Raw genomic sequence first — 19,178 nt, 5'->3', positions numbered from 1 at the left:
TGGAGTCGGTCGTGCGCCCTGCTCGGTGCGCGGTGGAGTCAGTCGTGCGCCCTGCTCGGTGACGGCGAGCCGACGGGTGCCGTCGGCAGGTCGCCGTACTCGGCCTCGACCGCCGTCGGGTGGACGGTCTCGGCGGGCGGGTTGGCGGTGCGTCGCGCCCACAGCCCGTACAGCACCGAGGTGACCAGCAGTCCGACGATCCAGGAGATGTCGGCGCCGTCGAGCTTCTTCGTGATCGCGCCGGTGTACATCTTCGTGGCCAGGAACGGGATCTGCACGACGACGCCGACGACGTAGCAGGTCAGCGCGGTGACGTTCCAGCGTCCGTAGCGCCCTTCCGGGTCGTACAGCGCGGGGATGTCGACGCGCTCGCGCGAGACCAGGTAGTAGTCGACCAGGTTGATCGCGCTCCAGGGGGTGAACACCATCAGGAGCAGGAGCACGAAGTTCTTGAAGTTGGTGAGGAAGTCCTCGCTCGCGGCCAGGGCGATCACCATCGACACCGCGATGAAGCCGACGATGTAGGCGGCGCGTGCGGTGGCCGAGACGCGCGAGCGGCCGTCGAACGAGGTCACGGTGGTCAGGATCGACATGAAGCCGCCGTACGCGTTGAGGCAGTTGACGGTCAGCTTGCCGACCACGATCACCAGGTAGATGAGGAACGCGAGTGACGCCGGTCCGGCCAGCTCGCCGAGGAAGCCGACCTGGTCGGGCAGGAACGCCTCGCCTGCCACGGCCGCCGTGAGGGCGCCGAGCGTCATGGCCCACTGGGAGCCGATGACGGAACCGGCGAACGTCGACCAGAACGTCGCGCGGGTGCTGGTGTCGCGCGGCAGGTAGCGCGAGTAGTCGGCGACGTACGGGCCGAAGGTCAGCTGCCATCCGGCGCCGAGTCCGACGGCGAGCAGGAACGTCGCCGTCTCGAAGCCCTTGGTGCCGACGTGCGCGCCGACGTCGTACTGGGTGAGCAGCCGCACCAGGAGGTAGCCGAGCCCCAGCACGCCCACCACGGTCGCGACGCGGCCGGCGATGTGGATGAGCCGGTAGCCGGTGACGGCGACGACGGCGGTCAGCGCGCCGAAGACGAGGATGCCGATGCTCGCGTTGTCGATGTGCAGCATCTCGGAGACGGCCTGCCCCGCCAGCACGCTGCCGGTCGCGGCGAAGCCCAGGTACATGAGGATGACCAGCAGCAGGGGAAGGATCGCCCCGTACACACCGAACTGGGCGCGGCTGGAGATCATCTGCGGTACGCCGAGCCGCGGCCCCTGCGCGGAGTGCAGTGCCATCACGATGCCACCGAGCACGTTGCCGATCAGCAGAGCGGGTATCGCCCAGAGCGCGTCGGCACCGAAGACGACGGCGAGCGCGCCGTCGACGATCGCGGTGATCTGCATGTTCGCGCCGAACCACAGAGTGAACTGACTGCGCGGCGTGCCATGCCGCTCCGCGTCGGGGATGACCTCGATGGTGCGTCGTTCCATCGCGAGTCGTTCCCCAGGGGCATGTTGGACCGGCATGTCGATGACCTCTCCCCACAGCGATTCCGGCGTGTCGGGTTGCCCCGCCGCCGCTGACCCAGGTGGTGCTGCGCCGAATCTGGCATAGGGGTAGACAGACATCAAGATGTTGAATGAATAATTTCACCATGTGGCATCGCGCCTGCTCGGGGCTGCGCCACCAGGGACGTCGGACCGACCGTTGCGCCGTCCCGACCGACGGGGAGGGAACCCCTCTTCCACGACCCGTCTCTGACGGGTCGTTCACGGGCGACGGCGCTGGTCGTGGCTGCGGCGGACGACGGCTGCCCTCGCGACTTCGGCCCTGCCGGGCGGTTACGGCGCGCGGTCCGGGCTCACCAGCGCCCCGGCCGCTCACCGCGGCGTGCCGCGACCGCACCTCTGAGCGGGTGTCAGCCCACCGCGCTCAGGGTGTCCGCCAGGCGGCGGCGGGCCGCGCGGGACGCGGGGAGGGCCGTGAGGGCGATGGCGCCGACGACGGCCGCCGCGCACATGGCCACGAGGTGTCCGGCGGGCAGGGTCTGGGCGATGCCCGCTCCGATGCCCGTCGTGCGGCCCTCGTGGTCGATCAGCCAGCGGGCGAAGGGAACACCGAGGGCCGTCGCGGCGAGGGCGGCGGCGAGCGCGGTGCAGCCGATCGCCGTCACGGTGACGGCGGTGATCTGGCGTGGGGAGAGACCCATCGCCTTCAGCGCCAGCAGGTCCCGTTCGCCGTCGCGGATGCTGCCGCCGATGGCGGTGGAGAGTTCCGTCAGACCGATCAGGGCGAGGACGGCGATCAGGCCGACCACGACGCCGCGCAGGGCGGAGAGCCGGTCGGCGGGGGTGGTCACCTCGTGGACGTCCAGGTGACCACCGGAGGCGTCGGCGAGTTCGGCGCGGACGGCACGCGGGTCGGCGCCGGTTTCGAGGCGGAGCTGGTAGAGGGTGGGGCTCAGGGTGGGGTCGTTCTCGCGGAGGGTGTCGAGCGAGGTGGAGATCACCCTGCCGCCGTTCTCGGGTTCGATGCTGCGCCCGACGAGGTGCAGGACCTGCGGGTGGCCGCCGACCGTGACCCGGACCCAGTCGCCGACGCGCGCGTCCAGGAGGTCGAGCAGCCCCTGTCCCGCGACGGCCTCGTCGGGGCCGTGGGCGGGGCGTCCCTCGGCGATCGTGTACGGGTAGGGCTCGTCCCTGGTGCCGAGACCGCGCAGGGCGATGGTGCCGGTCTGGCCGGGGACCAGTGCGGCGACCTCCAGACCGGGGTGGGCGGCGGTGATCCGGCCGTCGGCTTCCCAGAGCGCGGCGGCCTCGCGGTCGGTGAGCGTCGCGTCGGGGCGGGCGGTGAGCGCGGCGGCGTGGCCGAGCCGCTCCGGCCTGCTGTCGAAGCGTTCGATGGTGGTCCATGCGCTGAGCGCCACGGTGATCAGCAGCAGCGGAAGGGCGAGGCGGACGATGGTGGCCGGGGCGCGCCGGCCTCTCCCGAAGGCCCGGTGCCAACCGAGGACGAAGGTGGGTGACAGGCGCAGTGCGAGCGCGTGGCGGGCGGCGCGGGAGAGTCCTCCCCCGGAGGCCGTCCGGGCGGGTCCCCGGCCCGGGGCCGCGGCGGGGACGACGGGTACGGGCTCCACGCGTCCGGCCCGCCACGCCGCGAGGCAGGTGGCGGCTCCGATGAAGAGCACCGCCGCGACGGGCACCGCGAGCAGCGTCGCCGTGTGACCCTCGAGCCCCTGCCATACGCCGACGGCGTCGCCCAGCCGGCCGGGCAGCAGGTCGCCGAGGGTCCGGACAGCGGCGGTGGCGAGGGTCGCGCCGAGTACGGCGAAGGCGAGGTGCTGGACGAGGAAGACCCGTACCACCTGGCCGGGTGTGAAGCCGATGGCCTTGAGGACGGAGATGTCGCGCAGGTGGCCGCGCACTCGGGTGCTGATGGCGCCGAACACCGCGAGGGCGGCCGCGATCAGCGCGCCGATTCCGAAGAGCCCGAGGACCTGACCGAGCAGCTTGGTGTCGCCTTGCGCCTCGGCGCGTGCCTGCTGCCAGGTGGTGACGTCGGTGACGGCGCCGGCGCCGAGCGTGGTGACGGCGCGTTGGACGGCGTAGTCGGTGTCGTCCGGGTCGGTGAGGCGCAGTCCGACCACCTGGCCGCCGGGGCGTTCGTCCGGTACGGCGCCGGGCAGGGCCCAGACGGTGCCGGGGCGTTCACCGGGGCGGTAGCGGGGCTCCGCGGTGTCAGCGACGCCGAGGACGGTCAGGGTGCGGCCGTTCGGGAAGGTCAGGCGGTCGCCGGGTTCGGCCCACAGCGCCCGGGCGAGGCCGGATTCCAGGACGGCTCCGTCGGGGACGGCGTCGTCGAGCCAGCGGCCCGCCGTCAGTACGGGCCTGCCGGTGGCCGGGGGTTCCGTGCCGGTGGCGCGCAGTTCCACGCCTGCGCGGGCGCCCCGGGAGACGAGGGTGTCCGAGGCGGTGCGGGAGGGGCCCGAGAGCCGCTCGACGCCGTCGAGGCCCGCGAGGGCGCGGGGGTCGGCGGCGGGGCCGGTGTGGATCCACACGTGGGCGCCGTGGGACTGGGTGAAGACCCGCTGCCAGGGGTTGGTGGCGTAGCCGAAGAGCGCCGAGGCCAGGAGCAGCGCGCCGACGATTCCGGAGGTGGCGGCGATCAGGAACAGGGCCTCGCCCCGGTGGGTGCGCAGATCGGCGTGCGCCCAGCGCAGCATGGCCCGCACGGGTCAGTCCTTCAGTTCCAGGACGCCGGCGAGGCCGGTGCCGCGTGGCGGCGTTCCGTCCAGGTCGACGTCGTCGGCTATCCGGCCGTCGAAGAAGCTGATCACGCGGTCCGCGGCGCTGGCGAGTCGTGCGTCGTGGGTGACGAGCACGATGGTCTGTCCCTGGCGGTGGAAGCGGGCGAGCTGCCGCATCACCTCACGGGTGCCCTTGCTGTCGAGGCTGCCGGCGGGTTCGTCGGCGAGGAGCAGTCGTGGCTGGTTGACCAGGGCGCGGGCGAGGGCGACGCGCTGCTGTTCGCCGCCGGACAGTTCGCCGGGCATGCTGCGGGCCTTGTTCTCCAGGCCCAGTTCGGCGAGGAGCTTCTCGCGCTCGGCGCGGGCCTGCTTGGCGGAGGTGCCGGCCAGCAGGGCGGGCAGTTCGACGTTGTCGGCGACGGTGAGGTTGGAGACGAGGTTGAAGAACTGGAAGACGATGCCGATGCGGCGGCGCCGTTCCACCGCCCAGCGGGCCTCGGACCAGCCGTCGGTGCTCTCGCCGTCGAGTCGCAGCGAGCCGCTGTCGGGGCGCTGGAGGCCGCCGAGCAGATGGAGCAGGGTGGACTTGCCGGCGCCGGAGGGGCCGGTGACGGCGACGAATTCTCCTCGCCGCACGGTCAGGTCGACGCCGCGCACGGCGTGGACGGGCGCCCCCTCGCTGGAGTGGGTCTTGACGAGGTGTTCCGTCTGCAGCAGCGGCACGGGGGTGGCGGGGTCCGTCATTGCAGCTCCTCCAGCTCCTCCTGGCAGCGCTCCAGCCAGTCGAGGTCGGCCTGGAGGTGCAGCATGGCGCCTTCGATCAGCAGGTGGGCTATGCGGTTGTCCCGGTCTTCGGCGGCGGCCAGTTTGGACAGATTGCGCATGGTGGTGAGGTATTCGCGTCGCTGCTTGTTGATGAGGGCGATCTGGTCGGCGAGACCGGTGCGCGGGGCGAGGGCGAGTTTCATGAAGAACTCGTCCCGTACGCGCGGCTCGTCCGCCGTCTCGTCGAACCAGGCGCGCAGTGCTTCCTGCCCGGCGTCGGTGAGGCGGTAGATCTTCTTGTTGGGGCGGCTCTCCTGGGCGATCTCCTCGCCCTCGATCAGCCCGGACTTCTCCAGGCGGCCGAGCGTGACGTAGATCTGCCCGACGTTGGTGGGAGGGTACGCGGCGCCCAGCAGTTGCTCAAGGTCCTGCTTGAGCTCGTAGCCGTGGGCGGGGCCCCTGGCCAGGAGGGCGAGGAGGGGATGACGCACCCGTACTGTCCTCCCTTGGCGTGCTCCCGCTGTGATGTGGGCTCTAGTATCGCCCATGCCTAACGGGTATACATGCCCTGTTGCTGGACGAAGGTGTACGGCGCGGCGCTCTGGGAGGAACCTATGCGGTGGATGCGGGCCGCGGGTAGGGGGTTCCTCGCTCTCGCGATCGTACTGACGGGTTACCTGACCTCCGGAACCCCCTCGGGAAGCGGGGAACGCGAGGGCGGGCGCGGCCCGATGACGCTGGCCACCGCCGGTGACCTCACCGGCTACCTCGGTTCGGTCCTGGACGGCTGGAACCGCGCGCATCCGGCCGAGAAGGTGACACTGGTCGAGCTGCCGGATTCGGCCGACGAGACCCGGGCCCAGATGATCACGGATCTGAGGTCGGGCGAGGGCAGGTTCGACCTGCTCAACATCGATGTCGCGTGGACGTCGGAGTTCGCAGCGGCGGGGTGGATCGCGCCGCTGGAGAGGGACCGGTTCCCGTTGGGGAGCTTCCTGCCGCCGGTGGTGGACACCGCGACCTACGACGGGCGGCTGTACGCGGTCCCGTACGTGACGAACGCCGGGATGCTCTTCTACCGCAAGGACGTGCTCGACCGCGAGGGGCAGCGCCCGCCGCGGACGTGGGCGGAGCTGGAGCGCCAGGCCCGCACCATCGCCCCGGAGTACGGCCTCGGCGGGTACGCGGGGCAGTTCCTGCCGTACGAGGGGCTGACGGTCAACGCCGCCGAGGCGGTGTACTCGGCGGGCGGGACGGTCCTCGGTGACGAGGGCGAGCGCGTCACGGTCGATTCGGCGGCCGCCCGCGCGGGGCTGGGGTTCCTCGCCGGCGGTGTGCGGGACGGCTGGATACCTCGGGAAGCCCTGACGTACAAGGAAGAGGAGTCCCGGCAGGCGTTCCAGGACGGCCGGCTGCTCTTCCTGCGCAACTGGCCGTACGCGTACGCCGGCGCCTCCGGCGCCCAGTCGAGGGTGGCGGGGAAGTTCGGCGCGGTGCCGCTGCCGGGCCCCGGAGGGCCGGGCGCGAGTGTGCTGGGCGGTTCCAATCTGGCCGTGAGCAGCCATGCCCGGCACCCTGAGTCGGCGCGCGATCTGATCGCGTACCTCACGAGCGAGCGGGTGCAGCGCCGGGTTCTGAGCGAGGGCGCCCTGCCGCCGGTGCGGGCCGCGCTGTACGAGGATCCGGCGCTGGTGGCCCGCTTCCCGTACCTGCCCGCGCTGCGGGCGAGCGTGCTGGCCGCCGCACCGCGCCCCAAGAGCCCGCACTACGAGCAGGTGAGCCTCGCGGTGCAGGCGGTGGCGCACGACGCCATGGCGCAGCACCAGACGCCCGAGGCGGCGGTGCGTCGGCTCGCGGACGAGCTCGCGGCCATCGCACGTCGCCGCTGACGCCTTTCCGATCATCTCGTCACCCCTCAGGGCGCCTACTTACCTGTTAGGTATCACCATGTGGACTGGGGCGCTCTGATTTCCCGGACAAACCCGGATGTTCCACCCCAACGAGCAGCGTTCTGCGGCAGCTTCATTGACACCCTCTCGTCACGCCTACTTAACATGTATGCATAACGGCTACCCGATCTGGGTGGCGCGCACCCTTCACGCAGAAACACAGGTCAACGGGTGATGCACACAGCCCCAAGCCACCGTCACTGGTGGCGCGACGCGGTGATCTACCAGGTGTACGTCCGCAGCTTCCTCGACAGCACCGGCGACGGGATCGGCGACCTCGCCGGTGTCCGCGCCGGCCTGCCGTACCTGAAGAAGCTCGGGGTCGACGGCATCTGGCTGAGCCCCTTCTACCCGTCGCCCCAGCACGACCACGGGTACGACGTCGCCGACTACTGCGACGTGGACCCCGTCTTCGGCGATCTCGCCGAGTTCGGTCTGCTGGTCGCCGACGCGCACCGACTGGGCATCAAGGTGCTGCTGGACATCGTCCCCAACCACTGCTCCAGCGAGCATGCCTGGTTCCGCGAGGCACTGGGCGACGACCCCGGCGGCGAAGCCCGTGCCCGCTTCCACTTCGCCGAGGGACGCGGCCCCGACGGCGACCTGCCGCCCAACAACTGGCACGCCATGTTCGGCGGCCCCGCCTGGAGCCGGGTCACCGAGCCCGACGGCACCCCCGGCCAGTGGTACCTGCACATGTTCACCCCCGAGCAGCCGGACCTGAACTGGCGCAACCCCGAGGTCGGGGCCCACTTCGACCACGCGCTGCGCTTCTGGCTGGACCGGGGCGTCGACGGCTTCCGCATCGACGTGGCGGCGGGCCTCTTCAAACACCCCGACCTGCCGGACTCCCCCGACCCGGAGGCCGACGCCCGCACCCGCGACTCGGTCAACCCGCTCGCCTGGAACCAGCCCGAGGTGCACGACGTCTGGCGCCACTGGCGGTCCGTGTGCGAGGAGTACACGGCCCTGGACGGACGCGAGCGCCTTCTGGTCGGCGAGGTGTCGGTGCCGACCGCCCGCGAGCACGCCCGGTACGTCCGGCCCGACGAGCTGCACCAGGCGTTCTTCTTCGACCTGCTGGGCGCGCCCTGGGACGCCGACGCCTTCCGCAAGGTGATCGACGAGGCGATGCACGACATCGCGGGCACCGGCTCCACCGTCACCTGGGTGCTCAACAACCACGACCAGGTGCGCACGGTGACGCGGTACGGCGAGTCCGGCACCGGAGGCAGTGGGCTCGGCGCCGCCCGGGCGCGCGCCGCCGCGCTGCTGATGCTGGCCCTGCCCGGCGCCGCCTACATCTACCAGGGCGAGGAACTGGGCCTGCCGGAGGTGGACGACCTGCCGGACGAGGTGCTCACCGACCCGATCTTCCGGCGCACCGGAAGCCGCGCCCGGATCCGCGACGGTTGCCGCGTGCCCCTGCCGTGGTCGGGGCACGCCTCCCCGTTCGGCTTCAGCACGGGTGCGGAGAGCGCCAGGCCGTGGCTGCCCCAGCCCGGCTGGTTCGCCGATCACGCCACGGACCGGGCTCAGGCCGACACCCGGTCGTTCTGGCACCTGTACCGCGAGGGCCTCCAGCTACGGCACGGGCTGCCGCAGCTGGGCGAGGGGACCCTGCGCTGGCTGGACTCGCCTCCGGGCGTGCTGGCCTTCCTGCGCGGCGACGGGCTCGTCTGCGCCGTCAACTTCGGCACCGCTCCGGTGCCCGCCCCGGTCTCCGGCGCCCCGCTGCTGGCCAGCGGACCGTGCCCGACCGGCGCACTGCCCGGATCCACCGCCGCCTGGTGGATCTGTGACGACACCACCCTGGAGGAACTGCGATGACCATGCGACGGATGACGACGGCCTGCTGCTCCGCACTCGCCCTGGCGCTCGGCGCCACGGCATGCGGCGGCGGCCCGGTGAGTGCCGGTGGCGGCGACAAGCAGCTGTCCGGCCAGACCCTCGATGTGGCGGGAGTCTGGTCGGGCGCCGAGCAGAAGAACTTCCAGAAGGTGCTGGACGCCTTCACCGAGAAGACCGGCGCCAAGACCCGGTTCGTCTCCACCGGCGACAACGTCTCCACCGTGGTCGGCAGCAAGATCGAGGGGGGCAACGCCCCCGACGTGGTGATGGTTCCCCAGGTCGGTGTGCTCCAGCAGTTCGCGCGGCAGAACTGGCTCAAGCCGCTGTCGGAGACCACGAAGAAGTCCGTCGACGCCAACTACGCGCCGGTGTGGAAGAACTACGGCTCCGTCGACGGCACCCTGTACGGCCTGTACTTCAAGGCCGCCCACAAGTCGACCGTCTGGTACAGCCCTGAGGCGTTCGACCAGGCGGGGGTGAAGCCTCCGAAGACGTACGAGGAGATGCTCAGGAGCGGGCAGGCGATCTCCGACTCGGGCCTGCCGGCCTTCGCGGTCGCCGGCGAGGACGGCTGGACGCTCACCGACTGGTTCGAGAACATCTATCTCTCCCAGGCCGGTCCCGAGAAGTACGACCGGCTCGCCAAGCACGAGATCAAGTGGACCGACCCGACGGTGGTGAAGGCGCTGACGACCCTCGGATCGCTCTTCTCCGACGAGAAGCTGATCGCGGGCGGTCAGAAGGGCGCGCTCGGCACCGACTTCCCGGGCTCCGTCGAGAAGGTCTTCGGCCCGAAGCCCGAGGCCGGCATGGTGTACGAAGGCGACTTCGTCGCGGGTGTCGCCAAGGACCAGTTCGGCAGGAAGATCGGCGAGGACGCCACCTTCTTCCCCTTCCCGGCGGTCGCGGGCGGCGCCGCGCCGGTCGTCAGCGGCGGTGACGCGGCCGTCGTCCTCAAGGACGGCAAGAACCAGGAGGCCGCGACGGCGTTCCTGGAGTACCTCGCGACGCCGGAGGCCGCCGCCGTGTGGGCCGGGGCGGGCGGCTTCCTGTCGCCCAACAAGAAGGTCGACCTCGCCTCCTACGGCGACGACACGCTGCGCGAGACGGCCAAGTCGCTGATAGACGCGGGCGATTCGGTGCGCTTCGACATGTCGGACCAGGCTCCCGCGGCGTTCGGCGGCACCAAGGGCGTGGGCGAGTGGAAGATCCTCCAGGACTTCCTGCGCGACCCGTCGAACCCGGCCGCCACGGCCGCGGCGCTGGAGGGCGCGGCGGCCAAGGCGTACAAGGGCTGAGGCGGGCGTCATGACCACAGCCACCGCTCCCCCACCGCCCCGGGTCGACGCCGCGAAGGGCCATGGCGGCAACAGCCCTCGGGACCGGGCCCGGCGCCGTCGGCGGACCGTCGCCGTCGCGTTCGTCCTGCCGGCGCTGCTCCTGCTCGGCGCCCTGGTCGTCTACCCCGTGCTGTTCTCCGTGGGCCGCAGCCTCTTCGACGCGAGCGGCACGCGGTTCGTCGCCGGGGACAACTACGCCGAGATCTTCCGCGACCCGGCCACCCTGACCGCCATCCGCAACAGCGCCATCTGGGTGGTCGTCGCTCCGACACTGCTGACCGGTCTGGGCCTGATCCTCGCGGTACTGGTGGAGAAGGTGCGCTGGGCGACCGCGTTCAAGCTGCTGCTCTTCATGCCGATGGCCGTGTCCTTCCTGGCGGCGGGCATCATCTTCCGCCTCGCCTACGAGGAGGACCCCGACAAGGGCGTGCTGAACGCGGCCGCGGTCGGCGTGCACGACGTGTTCCAGGACGCCTCCTCGTATCCGACGGCACGAGCCCGCGACGGTCAGGGACTCGTCGAGCGGCCGGACGGCTCGTACGGGACGGTCGACGCGGTCTCCCCCGGACGGAGCGTCACCCTCGGCCTCGTCGGAGTCCCGCCCAAGGACGTGCCCGCCGACGCCGAGCCCGCCGCAGCCGGCAAGGCCGGTCCGACGGACGTGACGGGCGCCGTGTACCTGGACTTCACGCCCGGCGGCGGTGGGCGGCCTGGCGTGATCGACACCGCGGAACGGGGACTGCCCGGCATGACGGTGGAGGCCGTCCGCGACGGGAGGACGGTCGCCACCGCGACCACGGCGGCCGACGGGTCGTTCCGGCTCGCAGGCCTCGCGACCGGCTCCTACACGGTCCGGCTGCCCGCGGAGAACTTCGCTCCGCCCTACGAGGGGGTCTCCTGGCTCGGCCCGGCCCTGGTCACGCCGGCCATCATCGGCGCGTACCTGTGGATCTGGACGGGCTTCGCGATGGTGCTCATCGGCGCCGGGCTGTCGTCCCTGCCGCGTGACGCGCTGGAGGCGGCGCGGATGGACGGGGCGAACGAGTGGCAGGTCTTCCGCCGGATCACCGTCCCCCTGCTCGCGCCGGTACTGACCGTCGTCTTCGTGACGCTGGTGATCAATGTGATGAAGGTCTTCGACCTGATCTACATCATCGCGCCGGGGCCCGTACAGGAGGACGCCACTGTCCTGGCCACCCAGATGTGGCTGGTGTCCTTCGGCGGCGGCAACGACCAGGGCCTCGGCAGCGCGCTCGGCGTGCTGCTCCTGCTCCTCGTGATCCCCGCGATGGTGTTCAACGTCCGCCGCTTCCGCAGGAGTCAGTCATGAGTGCGACCGCGACGATGCCGGGCGGCCGGTTGCGCCGCTGGCTGGGCAACGGACTGGTGCAGGCGTTCCTGGCGGTGGTCGGCCTGATCTGGGTGACGCCGGTCGCCGGACTGCTGCTGTCCTCGCTGCGCTCGGCGAGCGACAACGCGTCGAGCGGCTGGTGGACGGCGCTGGCCGGCCCCGGCCGGCTCTCCCTGGACAACTACACCGCCCTGCTGGGCAATACGGGCATCACCCGCGCCTTCTGGAACACCGTCCTGATCTCGGTGCCGACGACCGTCCTGGTCGTCGTGATCGCGGCGCTCGCCGGATACGCCTTCGCCTGGCTGGAGTTCCCCGGCCGGGACTGGATCTTCCTGGGCGTGGTGGCGCTGCTCGTGGTCCCGGTGCAGGTGGGGCTGCTGCCGGTGGCGAAGCTCTTCGGACAGCTGGGGCTGTTCGGCACGATCCCGGGCGTGGTGCTCTTCCATGTCGCCTACGGGCTGCCCTTCGCCGTGTTCCTGCTCCGCAACTACTTCGCCGACATCCCGCGCGAGATGCTGGAGGCGGCGCGGATGGACGGGGGCGGCGAGTGGCGGATCTTCACGCGGCTGGTGCTGCCGGTGGGCCGCCCGGCGATCGCCAGCCTGGCGATCTTCCAGTTCCTCTGGGTGTGGAACGACATGCTGGTGGCGCTGCTCTTCGCCGACAGTTCCTCGCAGCCGCTGACGGTGGAGCTTCAGTCCCAGGTACGGCAGTTCGGCAGCAACATCGACGTACTGGCCCCGGGGGCGTTCCTCTCCCTCGTCGTACCGGTGGTGGTCTTCTTCGCCTTCCAGCGTCACTTCGTGCAGGGGGTGATGGCGGGTTCGGTGAAGTGACCGGCCCTGCCGGTGGCTCGCCCCGCGGCCACGGCCCTGCCCTTGGGCGGCGGTCGGCGGCCGTGGGGCGGGTCCGGCGGCAACGGCGTTGTCAGCGGCTGCTCCTAGAGTCACCGGCATGGCGACTCTTCCCAACCCCCTGCCCCGGCTGGCCACCGACCCGAGCGGCCGCTCCCTCGGACTTCGGCTTCCTCCCGGGCGCCTGATCGACGCGACCGACGAAGGTCCGTGGCACGAGCCTCTGTTGTGGCGAGCCGACAAGGCGGCGGCTCCCGGCACCTGGTCGGCCCTCGGCGCCCCGGCCGCCCGCAAGGGACTGCTGCCCGTGCTGGTGGATCTCGGTGGCCCCCAGGGCGGCCCGGAGAGCTGGGACCTGATGCCGGGCGAGGTCTCCTACCCGGGGGATCACGACCCGGGCGACGTCCTCGCCGAGCACTGGGAGGCGTACGCGGCGGAGAACGAGGAGTGGCCCGGCCTCGGCGAGACCCTGCCGGCCGCCACCGCCACACCGGAGGCGCGGGCGGCCGAGGTCGCGGACGCGCTGTCCGCCGAGTGCCCTGCCTCCTTCAAGGACCCGCATCTCGCTCTGGTCTCCGCCCGCCGCAGCGCCGACATCCCCGCGGCCATCGGCTGGACGGGTCCGCTGAACCACGAGAACGACACGGCACGCCTCTGCGCGGTCCTCCGCTCCTGGGAAGACCGTTTCGGGATACGTGTCGTCGGCCTCGGCTTCGATGTGCTGGTCGTCTCCGTCGCCGCCCCGCCCACCACGCTCGCGCAGGCCGAGGAAGCAGCGGCGGAGCACTTCGCCTTCTGCCCCGATACCGTCCTGCAGAGCGGCCCCGGCACGTCGGCGTCGTACGCCCGGAGCCTCGTGCGCGCGCACACCTGGACCTTCTGGTGGGACTGACGTCCGGCCGGTCGCTCCCCCGGCGGCTCACCACGGCCTCGGTCACGAGCCCGTCGGCCGTGCGGGACGGCGGTGGACGCGCCGACGTCCGGAGGCGCCGGCCGGGTGGTGGTGGCCGGAGCGCCGCCCACCGTCGGCCGAGGAAAATCCGTGTCTGCTCCGATGACCGTCGACGTAGCCTCGGGGCGTGCTCCAACTCGTCCTAGCCGCATCCGTGTTCACCGTGGCCGCCGCCGTGTACGGAGGCATCGGCCTCAGGTGGTGGCGCCGGGCCCGGATCCGGCGGGAGATCCTCGCGCTGGTCGCCGCCCTGGACCTGGCGCCGTACCACGTGGCCGTGAGGGAGGACCGGGGGACCGAGGCGGCCGCCGCCGAGCTGCTGCTCGACGGGTACCTCGACATCGACGAGGACGGGATCGTGGGCCTGACCGAGGCGGGACGGGACCCCCGCCGGACGCCCGCCCATCCGCTGCCCGCCGCCCTCCTGGAGGCGCTGCGCCGACATGATCCCGATCCGGTGTCGATCGGTTGGATCGACTGGAGCGACGAGGAGTACCCGGCGCGCCTCGGGGCGTACCGCGGCGAGCAGGACGCCCTGCTGCCGAGGATCCCGCGCATGCCGGACGGCGAGGGGCAGGGGTTGCGGGCCTGCTGCTCCTGCGTGGGCATCACCCTGCTGCTCGGCTTCTGGAGCCTGGCGGGCGTGATCCTGGTGATGGCGCGCCCGCACGGGCTCCTGGCATGGGCCGCCGCGGCGGCGGCCGCGGCGGGCCTGGTGGCGCTCGGGTACGCCGACAACGCGCACAAGGCGGTCCTTGCCCGCACGGCATGCGAGGACCCGCTGGGAGACCGCTGCCGCGCGGAGTCCCATCCCTCCCTCGCCGCCCTGGACGAACGACAGCGGCTCCATGTCCGCACGAGCATCCGCGACCGATGGCCGCTCAGCCACCGGGAAGTCGTCGAGGACCTCGACGAGGAAGGGGACGGGCTCGACGACCACTGGTGGGCCGACGCCTACCACTACCGGGGCACGGACGACGAGGAGCCGGCCGAAGACGGACGCGACGGCCACACCCGGGGCGCGCACCCCTGAGGCCGGCCGGTCCGGCGATGCCTCGGTCGCGTGCCCCGGTCGCGGTGGCCCTCGCTCGCTCCTTCGCGGGTACGAGGACGGCAGGGCTCCCGGAGGACTGCCACGCGGCCCCCGCGGCAGCGGCGCTACACGGCGGACGGTGCGGCGGAGTCGGGACGAGGGGGAGGCGTCCGGAGGCCTTCGGCCGCCGCCTCGGACGCGTCCCGTGCGTGACGGCGGGCGACGGCGGCCAGGGCCGCGTCTCCCAGGCCATCGGCCAGGCTGGCTCGCGCCGACCAGTTGTAGGAGCTGTCGGGTCGGAGACCGATCCGTTCGCTGATGAGCGCTCGGGCCAGTTCGTGCCGTCCCGAGCGCAGCGCGGAGTCGAGGAGGGTCTTCTGGAGGGCGTCGCGCTGGGCGTGACTGCCTCCGAACTCGTGGAACCGGCGGCGCAGCGGCCACAACAGGTCGACGACGGTGCCGTGCCTGCCCTGGGCGTGGGCGACGAGCGCCTCGCAGGCGGGCAGACCGATCTCCATGGTCATGCGACGGTTGGTGACGGTGTCCGAGCCCTCCTGGGCCAGCCACCGTCGGCGGTCGGCGACGAGCCGCGTCGCCTCCCCCAGGCGACCGGCTCCGGCGTAGGCCATGACGGCATGCACGTCGTTGAAGGCGTAGTAGGGAGGGTCGGCTCGCGTCGCCCAGGCGTCGGCGAGTGCCTCCCAACGGGCGGTCGGCTCCGCTCCCGCGAGCCGGATCCGCCACAGCAGCGCCGCGGCGTCCAGCAGTTCCATGGCCGTGCCGGGCGAATCGGCGTTGTGCAGGGCGGCGTCGTAGATGCTCAGGGCGGTGGCGGTGTCTCCGGCCTCCAGCGCGTAGAGCGCGTAGTGCCACCAGTTGTGAACGTTGAGGTAGTTCCCCCGCGACCAGTGATCGCGGCGGGCGTCGAGGTAGCGGATCCCCTCGGCCACGCGCCCCTGCATCTCGTACGTGTGGACGACGGCGTGGATGGCCCAGACGTCGCGGGGGTTCTGCTCGACCGCCGCGAGACCCGCCTGCTCGGCCAGGCGGTACTGGCCCGACTCCTCCAGCCCGAACGCGTACATGCCCATCATCAGGCCGCGGTGGGGTTCCTCCGTGTCCCAGGCACCGAGCGCTCCACCGATACGGTCACGCAGGCGCACGGCGTCACCGGTGAAGAAGTCCAGCTGGTGCCCGACGGCGAGGGCGAGCGCGTCGGTGGGGTACGCCAGGGACAACTCCTCGAGCAGCCCCCCGGCGCGGTGCATGTCCCCGTCCAGCCATGCCGCGGCGGCGGCGAGATGCAGGCGTTCCCTGACGGGCAGGGAGGGGATGTCCACGCCGGTCGTGTACCGGTCGAAGCGCTGCCGTGCCGTGACCGCTTCGCCCGGCTCGGTCCCCAGGAGCCCCAGATAGGCGGCGAAGGACTGGGCCACGGGCGAGGCCGGACCGCTGCTGAGGGCGTCGCCGACCGCCTGCTCCACCTCGGGGCTGAAGTGGAGGAGCGCCTCGACGGCCCGGTCCAGGTGGGCTGCCGTCTCCTGGGTGCAGTCGTACAGGGGGTTGCCGTACCGGTCTTTCACCATCAGGGATCACCTCGGCGCGTCTGCGGAGCGGTGGGGCCGCCACGGGCACGTCCGCACCCGCGATCACCATGAAGCCACCGACGGCGCGTCCGACGCCACCACGACATGCGGCGGCGGCCGAAGTGCCACGATCCGCCCTTCAGGTGATTGCCGGATGCCTCGCGGGGCGTGGCGCCGCCGCGGGGGTACGAAGGCCCAGCGGAGGACGAACCCTGCCACGGTGAGGAGAACGGCGATGTACGCAGCGGTCCGGCGGTACGAAGGGGTGACCGATCCCGCGGAGGCGGGACGCCTCGTGAACGAGGGATTCGTCCCGCTCCTTCGCCAGGTCTCCGGCTTCGTGGCCTACTACTGGATCGACGCCGGGGACGGGGTGATGGTCTCGACGAGCGTCTTCCAGGACCGGGCCGGCGCCGAGGAGTCGGTCGCGCGGGCGGCGGAGTTCGTGCGGGAGAACCTCGCCTCGCTGCTGCCCGACCCTCCCCAGGTCATGGCGGGCGAGGTCCTGGCTTCCGCGTGACACCGACTGCGGTGGGCGCGCTCGCCCACCGCGGATGGCCGACGGCGGATCAGTACGCGGAGTCGACGTTGTCGATGGAGCCGTACTTGTCGGCCGCGTAGTTGGCGGCCGCGGTGATGTTGGCGACCGGGTCGGTCAGGTCGTGCGGGGTGCCCTCGACGTGGTAGGCGTCGAAGGTGGGCTGGATGACCTGGAGCAGACCCTTCGACGGCGTGCCGTTCTGCGCGTTCACGTCCCAGTTGTTCTGGGCGTTCGGGTTGCCGGAGGACTCACGCATGATGTTCCGGTGCAGGCCCTCGTAGGTGCCGGGAATGTCCTCGGCCTTCATGATGTCGAGGGCTTCCTTGATCCAGCCGTCGAGGTTGTCGGCGTACTGCTTCTTCGCCTTCTTCGCCGTCGGAGCCTCCGCCGCAGAGACCTGGACCGCCGAGACGTTCGCCGGTACCGGGGCTGCCTGAGCGGGCGACGGGGCCAGCGTGAGGGCCGCGGCCGCGGCACCTGCGGTGGCGATGCCCGCGACGGACAGCTTGCGGAATCGGGCGGTGCGGCGGGCGGTGTTCTGCGTGGGGGCGGTCATACGCGAGTAACTCTTCCTCTGGACTACGTGGGGATGCCGACCGGATGCGGTACGGCGGAAGCGGAGCGGATCTCCGCGAGGCGGCTGGGGCGGTCGAGCGAACGTGCTCCGCTGTCGGGCCCCGCCGGGATCCCCGGAACGTCAGCCATGGTTAGGGGCGTCCCGAGCGCGGCGCAAGGATGTGACGTACTACCCCACCGCATAGCAAATGTCCGGAATGGCCTGTCGAGGGCCGCCCGGACACGGGAGGGGACGACCCTCACGTACTACTCCCCTTAGGACGTGACGTGGGTCCTGTGCGGGGCGTCACAGCCGCGGCGCCCGTCCGGGCGGTCTCGTCACGCACCGGTCACCGCGATTCACGCTCCGTCGGTGCGCCGCCGCGCGGCTCGCTCCGGGTCGGCGACCCGGGGCCCTCCGCCGCGTCCTCCGCCGGATCCCTCCCCGCACCTGCGCTTTCGCTTTCCGCTCGACCGGCGGTGCGGTGGACGTGCGTATGTGACCGATTGGCAACAGGATGACCGGATGAGCAACTTTCCGACCATCTCGATGCTCTAGGTGCTCGACATGATCAGACGCGTATAAGAGGCCGAACGATGAATGCAGTACCGGTGGACGGAACGTCCCCCAGCGGGTCGAAGAGCGGGCAGGCGCCGGCCGGCGAGGACGTGGTGCCCACTGAGGGCGCGGACGCCAAGGGCGTCCAGGCACGCTCCGCCTCCCCGGAGGAAGCGACCGTGGAGGCGGAGGCGGGGGCGGGGGCGGAGGCGGGGGCTGGGGCTGGGGTAGCGGCGGAGGCAGGCGCTGAGGGTGGGGCAGCGGCGGAGGCAGAGGCAGAGGCGGACGCGGGCACCCGCGCCACCGCTCGTCCGGACGAGATCGCCCCCGAGCATGAGGCTCCGAAGCGGACCCTCATGCGGCGGATCGGCGTCTGGTCCCCGCTGGTCCTGGTGCCGGTGGTGGCCTTCATGGCCGTCCAGGCCCTGCGGCCGCTTCCGGAGCCCACCCTCGGCGCAGCCGAGTCCTCGTACACGCTGCCGGGCCGGTTCGAGATCCCGTGGCCCGACCACGGGCAGGGTGCGGTCCGGATTCCCGGGACCGGGCAGGTCGCCGTGTTCGGTGCGCAGGAACCGGTGCCGACGGCCAGCGTCGCGAAGATCATGACGGCGTACGTCATCCTCAAGAGACATCCGCTGAAGAGGGGGGAGGCGGGGCCGCGGATCGTGGTCGACGCCAAGGCCGTCGCGGACGGGACGGCCAAGCACGAGTCCAGGATCCAGGGTCTGACGGTGGGGGCCGCCTTCAGCCAGCAGGACATGCTGAAGATGTTGATGATCCCGTCGGGCAACAACGTCGCCCGGCTGCTGGCGCGGTGGGACGGCGGGGGCGACTCCACGGACGCCTTCGTCGCGAGGATGAACGAGGCGGCCGAGGAACTCGGGATGCACGACACCACCTACACCGACCCGAGCGGGCTGGACGCCAGGACCGTGAGCACGGCCGTCGACCAGCTGAAGCTGGCAGAGGCGGTCATGGAGTTCGACGCCTTCCGGGCGATCGTCGCCATGCCTGACGCCACGATCGAGGGGCTGCCCGAGCCCCTGCACAACAACAACGGCAGCCTGCTGACCGGCGGCCTGAGCATCAGGGGCATCAAGACCGGTTCCAGCACCCCGGCGGGCGGCACGCTGGTGTGGGCCGCGTACAAGACGGTCGGCACACGGACGCCGCTGATCCTCGGCTCGTTGATGGGCCAGCGGGTCGAGGGGCCCGACCCCGACGCCCTCAGAAGTCTGGACCTGGTGAAGTCCAACAGCGGGAAGGTCGTGGCGGCCGTCCGCTCGGCGCTCACCTCGGTGACCGTCGTTCCGAAGGGCCAGGTCGTCGGGCACGTGGACGACGGGCTGGGACGGCGTACCCCCGTGGTGGCGGCGAAGGACGTCGAGGTCGTCGGCGTACCCGGCCAGCAGCTGGACGCCGCCCTGAGCGCCGACGGCACGACGCTCCCCCACACGGCCGCGGCCGGCACCGAGGTCGGCACGCTGACCGTGGGCAGCGGGTCCGGGGCCGTGTCGGTCCCGGTCACCGTGGGGACGGATCTGGCGGAGCCCTCGTTCCTCGACCGACTCACCCGGCTCGGCTGACGGACACCACCGA

The 19,178-nt window shown here is 71.8% G+C and carries 15 protein-coding genes; 9 read left to right on the top strand and 6 right to left on the bottom strand.

The genetic code is table 11. From position 1 onward, the window contains the following. Positions 1 to 38 precede the first annotated feature (38 nt). The 4 genes from AB0D99_RS22385 to AB0D99_RS22370 form a co-directional block, all read right to left on the bottom strand. Complete coding sequence (locus AB0D99_RS22385; RefSeq protein ID WP_362364804.1) at positions 39 to 1,520, bottom strand: cytosine permease; 1,482 nt, start codon at positions 1,518 to 1,520, stop codon at positions 39 to 41. A 392-nt stretch (positions 1,521 to 1,912) separates the two neighbouring features. Beyond that, positions 1,913 to 4,225, bottom strand: coding sequence for an FtsX-like permease family protein (locus tag AB0D99_RS22380; RefSeq protein ID WP_362364801.1), 2,313 nt, complete (start codon positions 4,223 to 4,225; stop codon positions 1,913 to 1,915). Between the two features lie 3 nt (positions 4,226 to 4,228). Beyond that, entirely contained in the window at positions 4,229 to 4,984 is a 756-nt protein-coding gene (locus AB0D99_RS22375; RefSeq protein ID WP_362364798.1) for an ABC transporter ATP-binding protein, read from the bottom strand. Then, on the bottom strand, positions 4,981 to 5,496 hold the full coding sequence (locus AB0D99_RS22370; protein WP_362364795.1) for a PadR family transcriptional regulator: 516 nt from the start codon (positions 5,494 to 5,496) through the stop codon (positions 4,981 to 4,983). Before AB0D99_RS22370 ends, AB0D99_RS22375 begins: the two co-directional genes overlap by 4 nt. A gap of 123 nt (positions 5,497 to 5,619) precedes the next feature. Here AB0D99_RS22370 and AB0D99_RS22365 point away from each other — a divergent pair, with 123 nt between their 5' ends. From AB0D99_RS22365 to AB0D99_RS22335, 7 genes are all read left to right on the top strand, one after another. Continuing rightward, positions 5,620 to 6,894, top strand: a complete 1,275-nt coding sequence (locus AB0D99_RS22365) for an ABC transporter substrate-binding protein (protein WP_362364792.1) — start codon at positions 5,620 to 5,622, stop codon at positions 6,892 to 6,894. Between the two features lie 234 nt (positions 6,895 to 7,128). After that, a complete protein-coding gene (locus AB0D99_RS22360; RefSeq protein WP_362364789.1) occupies positions 7,129 to 8,784 on the top strand; it encodes a glycoside hydrolase family 13 protein in 1,656 nt (551 codons plus the stop codon). Continuing rightward, positions 8,781 to 10,103, top strand: a complete 1,323-nt coding sequence (locus AB0D99_RS22355) for an ABC transporter substrate-binding protein (RefSeq protein WP_362364786.1) — start codon at positions 8,781 to 8,783, stop codon at positions 10,101 to 10,103. Before AB0D99_RS22360 ends, AB0D99_RS22355 begins: the two co-directional genes overlap by 4 nt. Before the next feature lie 10 nt (positions 10,104 to 10,113). Continuing rightward, positions 10,114 to 11,475, top strand: coding sequence for a sugar ABC transporter permease (locus tag AB0D99_RS22350; protein WP_362364783.1), 1,362 nt, complete (start codon positions 10,114 to 10,116; stop codon positions 11,473 to 11,475). Next, a complete protein-coding gene (locus tag AB0D99_RS22345; RefSeq protein WP_362364780.1) occupies positions 11,472 to 12,335 on the top strand; it encodes a carbohydrate ABC transporter permease in 864 nt (287 codons plus the stop codon). The genes AB0D99_RS22350 and AB0D99_RS22345 overlap by 4 nt, the downstream gene beginning before the upstream one ends. A 118-nt stretch (positions 12,336 to 12,453) precedes the next feature. After that, on the top strand, positions 12,454 to 13,245 hold the full coding sequence (locus tag AB0D99_RS22340; RefSeq protein WP_362364777.1) for a DUF4253 domain-containing protein: 792 nt from the start codon (positions 12,454 to 12,456) through the stop codon (positions 13,243 to 13,245). 187 nt (positions 13,246 to 13,432) lie between these two features. Then, positions 13,433 to 14,338 carry a hypothetical protein gene (locus AB0D99_RS22335; protein ID WP_362364774.1) on the top strand — a complete coding sequence of 302 codons (906 nt, stop codon included), beginning with the start codon at positions 13,433 to 13,435 and terminating at the stop codon, positions 14,336 to 14,338. 125 nt (positions 14,339 to 14,463) lie between these two features. On the opposite strand, the gene AB0D99_RS22330 is transcribed toward AB0D99_RS22335, so the two are convergent. Continuing rightward, positions 14,464 to 15,924 (bottom strand): tetratricopeptide repeat protein, encoded by a 1,461-nt coding sequence (locus tag AB0D99_RS22330; protein ID WP_362364771.1) that lies wholly within the window; start codon positions 15,922 to 15,924, stop codon positions 14,464 to 14,466. A 235-nt stretch (positions 15,925 to 16,159) separates the two neighbouring features. Here AB0D99_RS22330 and AB0D99_RS22325 point away from each other — a divergent pair, with 235 nt between their 5' ends. Next, positions 16,160 to 16,444, top strand: a complete 285-nt coding sequence (locus AB0D99_RS22325; RefSeq protein ID WP_362364768.1) for a hypothetical protein — start codon at positions 16,160 to 16,162, stop codon at positions 16,442 to 16,444. Between the two features lie 49 nt (positions 16,445 to 16,493). Here the strand turns inward: AB0D99_RS22325 and AB0D99_RS22320 are convergent, their stop codons facing one another. Beyond that, positions 16,494 to 17,021, bottom strand: coding sequence for a transglycosylase SLT domain-containing protein (locus AB0D99_RS22320; protein WP_362364765.1), 528 nt, complete (start codon positions 17,019 to 17,021; stop codon positions 16,494 to 16,496). A gap of 596 nt (positions 17,022 to 17,617) precedes the next feature. On the opposite strand from AB0D99_RS22320, the gene AB0D99_RS22315 reads away from it, so the two are divergent. Beyond that, entirely contained in the window at positions 17,618 to 19,165 is a 1,548-nt protein-coding gene (locus AB0D99_RS22315; protein ID WP_362364762.1) for a serine hydrolase, read from the top strand. Positions 19,166 to 19,178: the final 13 nt, after the last annotated feature.

It is taken from the genome of Streptomyces sp. NPDC047971 (assembly GCF_040653355.1).
Classification (GTDB): Bacteria; Actinomycetota; Actinomycetes; order Streptomycetales; family Streptomycetaceae; genus Streptomyces.
Note: the sequence above shows the minus strand (reverse complement) of the source record. Positions and strands in the feature narration are given on the sequence as shown.

Bases quoted from the DNA above. Each gene is read 5' to 3' on its own strand.
- AB0D99_RS22375 (WP_362364798.1), bottom strand. From the start codon at position 4,984: ATGACGGACCCCGCCACCCCCGTGCCGCTGCTGCAGACGGAACACCTC.
- AB0D99_RS22360 (WP_362364789.1), top strand. From the start codon at position 7,129: ATGCACACAGCCCCAAGCCACCGTCACTGGTGGCGCGACGCGGTGATC.
- AB0D99_RS22340 (WP_362364777.1), top strand. From the start codon at position 12,454: ATGGCGACTCTTCCCAACCCCCTGCCCCGGCTGGCCACCGACCCGAGC.
- AB0D99_RS22355 (WP_362364786.1), top strand. From the start codon at position 8,781: ATGACCATGCGACGGATGACGACGGCCTGCTGCTCCGCACTCGCCCTG.
- AB0D99_RS22320 (WP_362364765.1), bottom strand. From the start codon at position 17,021: ATGACCGCCCCCACGCAGAACACCGCCCGCCGCACCGCCCGATTCCGC.
- AB0D99_RS22350 (WP_362364783.1), top strand. From the start codon at position 10,114: ATGACCACAGCCACCGCTCCCCCACCGCCCCGGGTCGACGCCGCGAAG.
- AB0D99_RS22325 (WP_362364768.1), top strand. From the start codon at position 16,160: ATGTACGCAGCGGTCCGGCGGTACGAAGGGGTGACCGATCCCGCGGAG.
- AB0D99_RS22330 (WP_362364771.1), bottom strand. From the start codon at position 15,924: ATGGTGAAAGACCGGTACGGCAACCCCCTGTACGACTGCACCCAGGAG.
- AB0D99_RS22365 (WP_362364792.1), top strand. From the start codon at position 5,620: ATGCGGTGGATGCGGGCCGCGGGTAGGGGGTTCCTCGCTCTCGCGATC.
- AB0D99_RS22315 (WP_362364762.1), top strand. From the start codon at position 17,618: ATGAATGCAGTACCGGTGGACGGAACGTCCCCCAGCGGGTCGAAGAGC.
- AB0D99_RS22345 (WP_362364780.1), top strand. From the start codon at position 11,472: ATGAGTGCGACCGCGACGATGCCGGGCGGCCGGTTGCGCCGCTGGCTG.
- AB0D99_RS22385 (WP_362364804.1), bottom strand. From the start codon at position 1,520: ATGCCGGTCCAACATGCCCCTGGGGAACGACTCGCGATGGAACGACGC.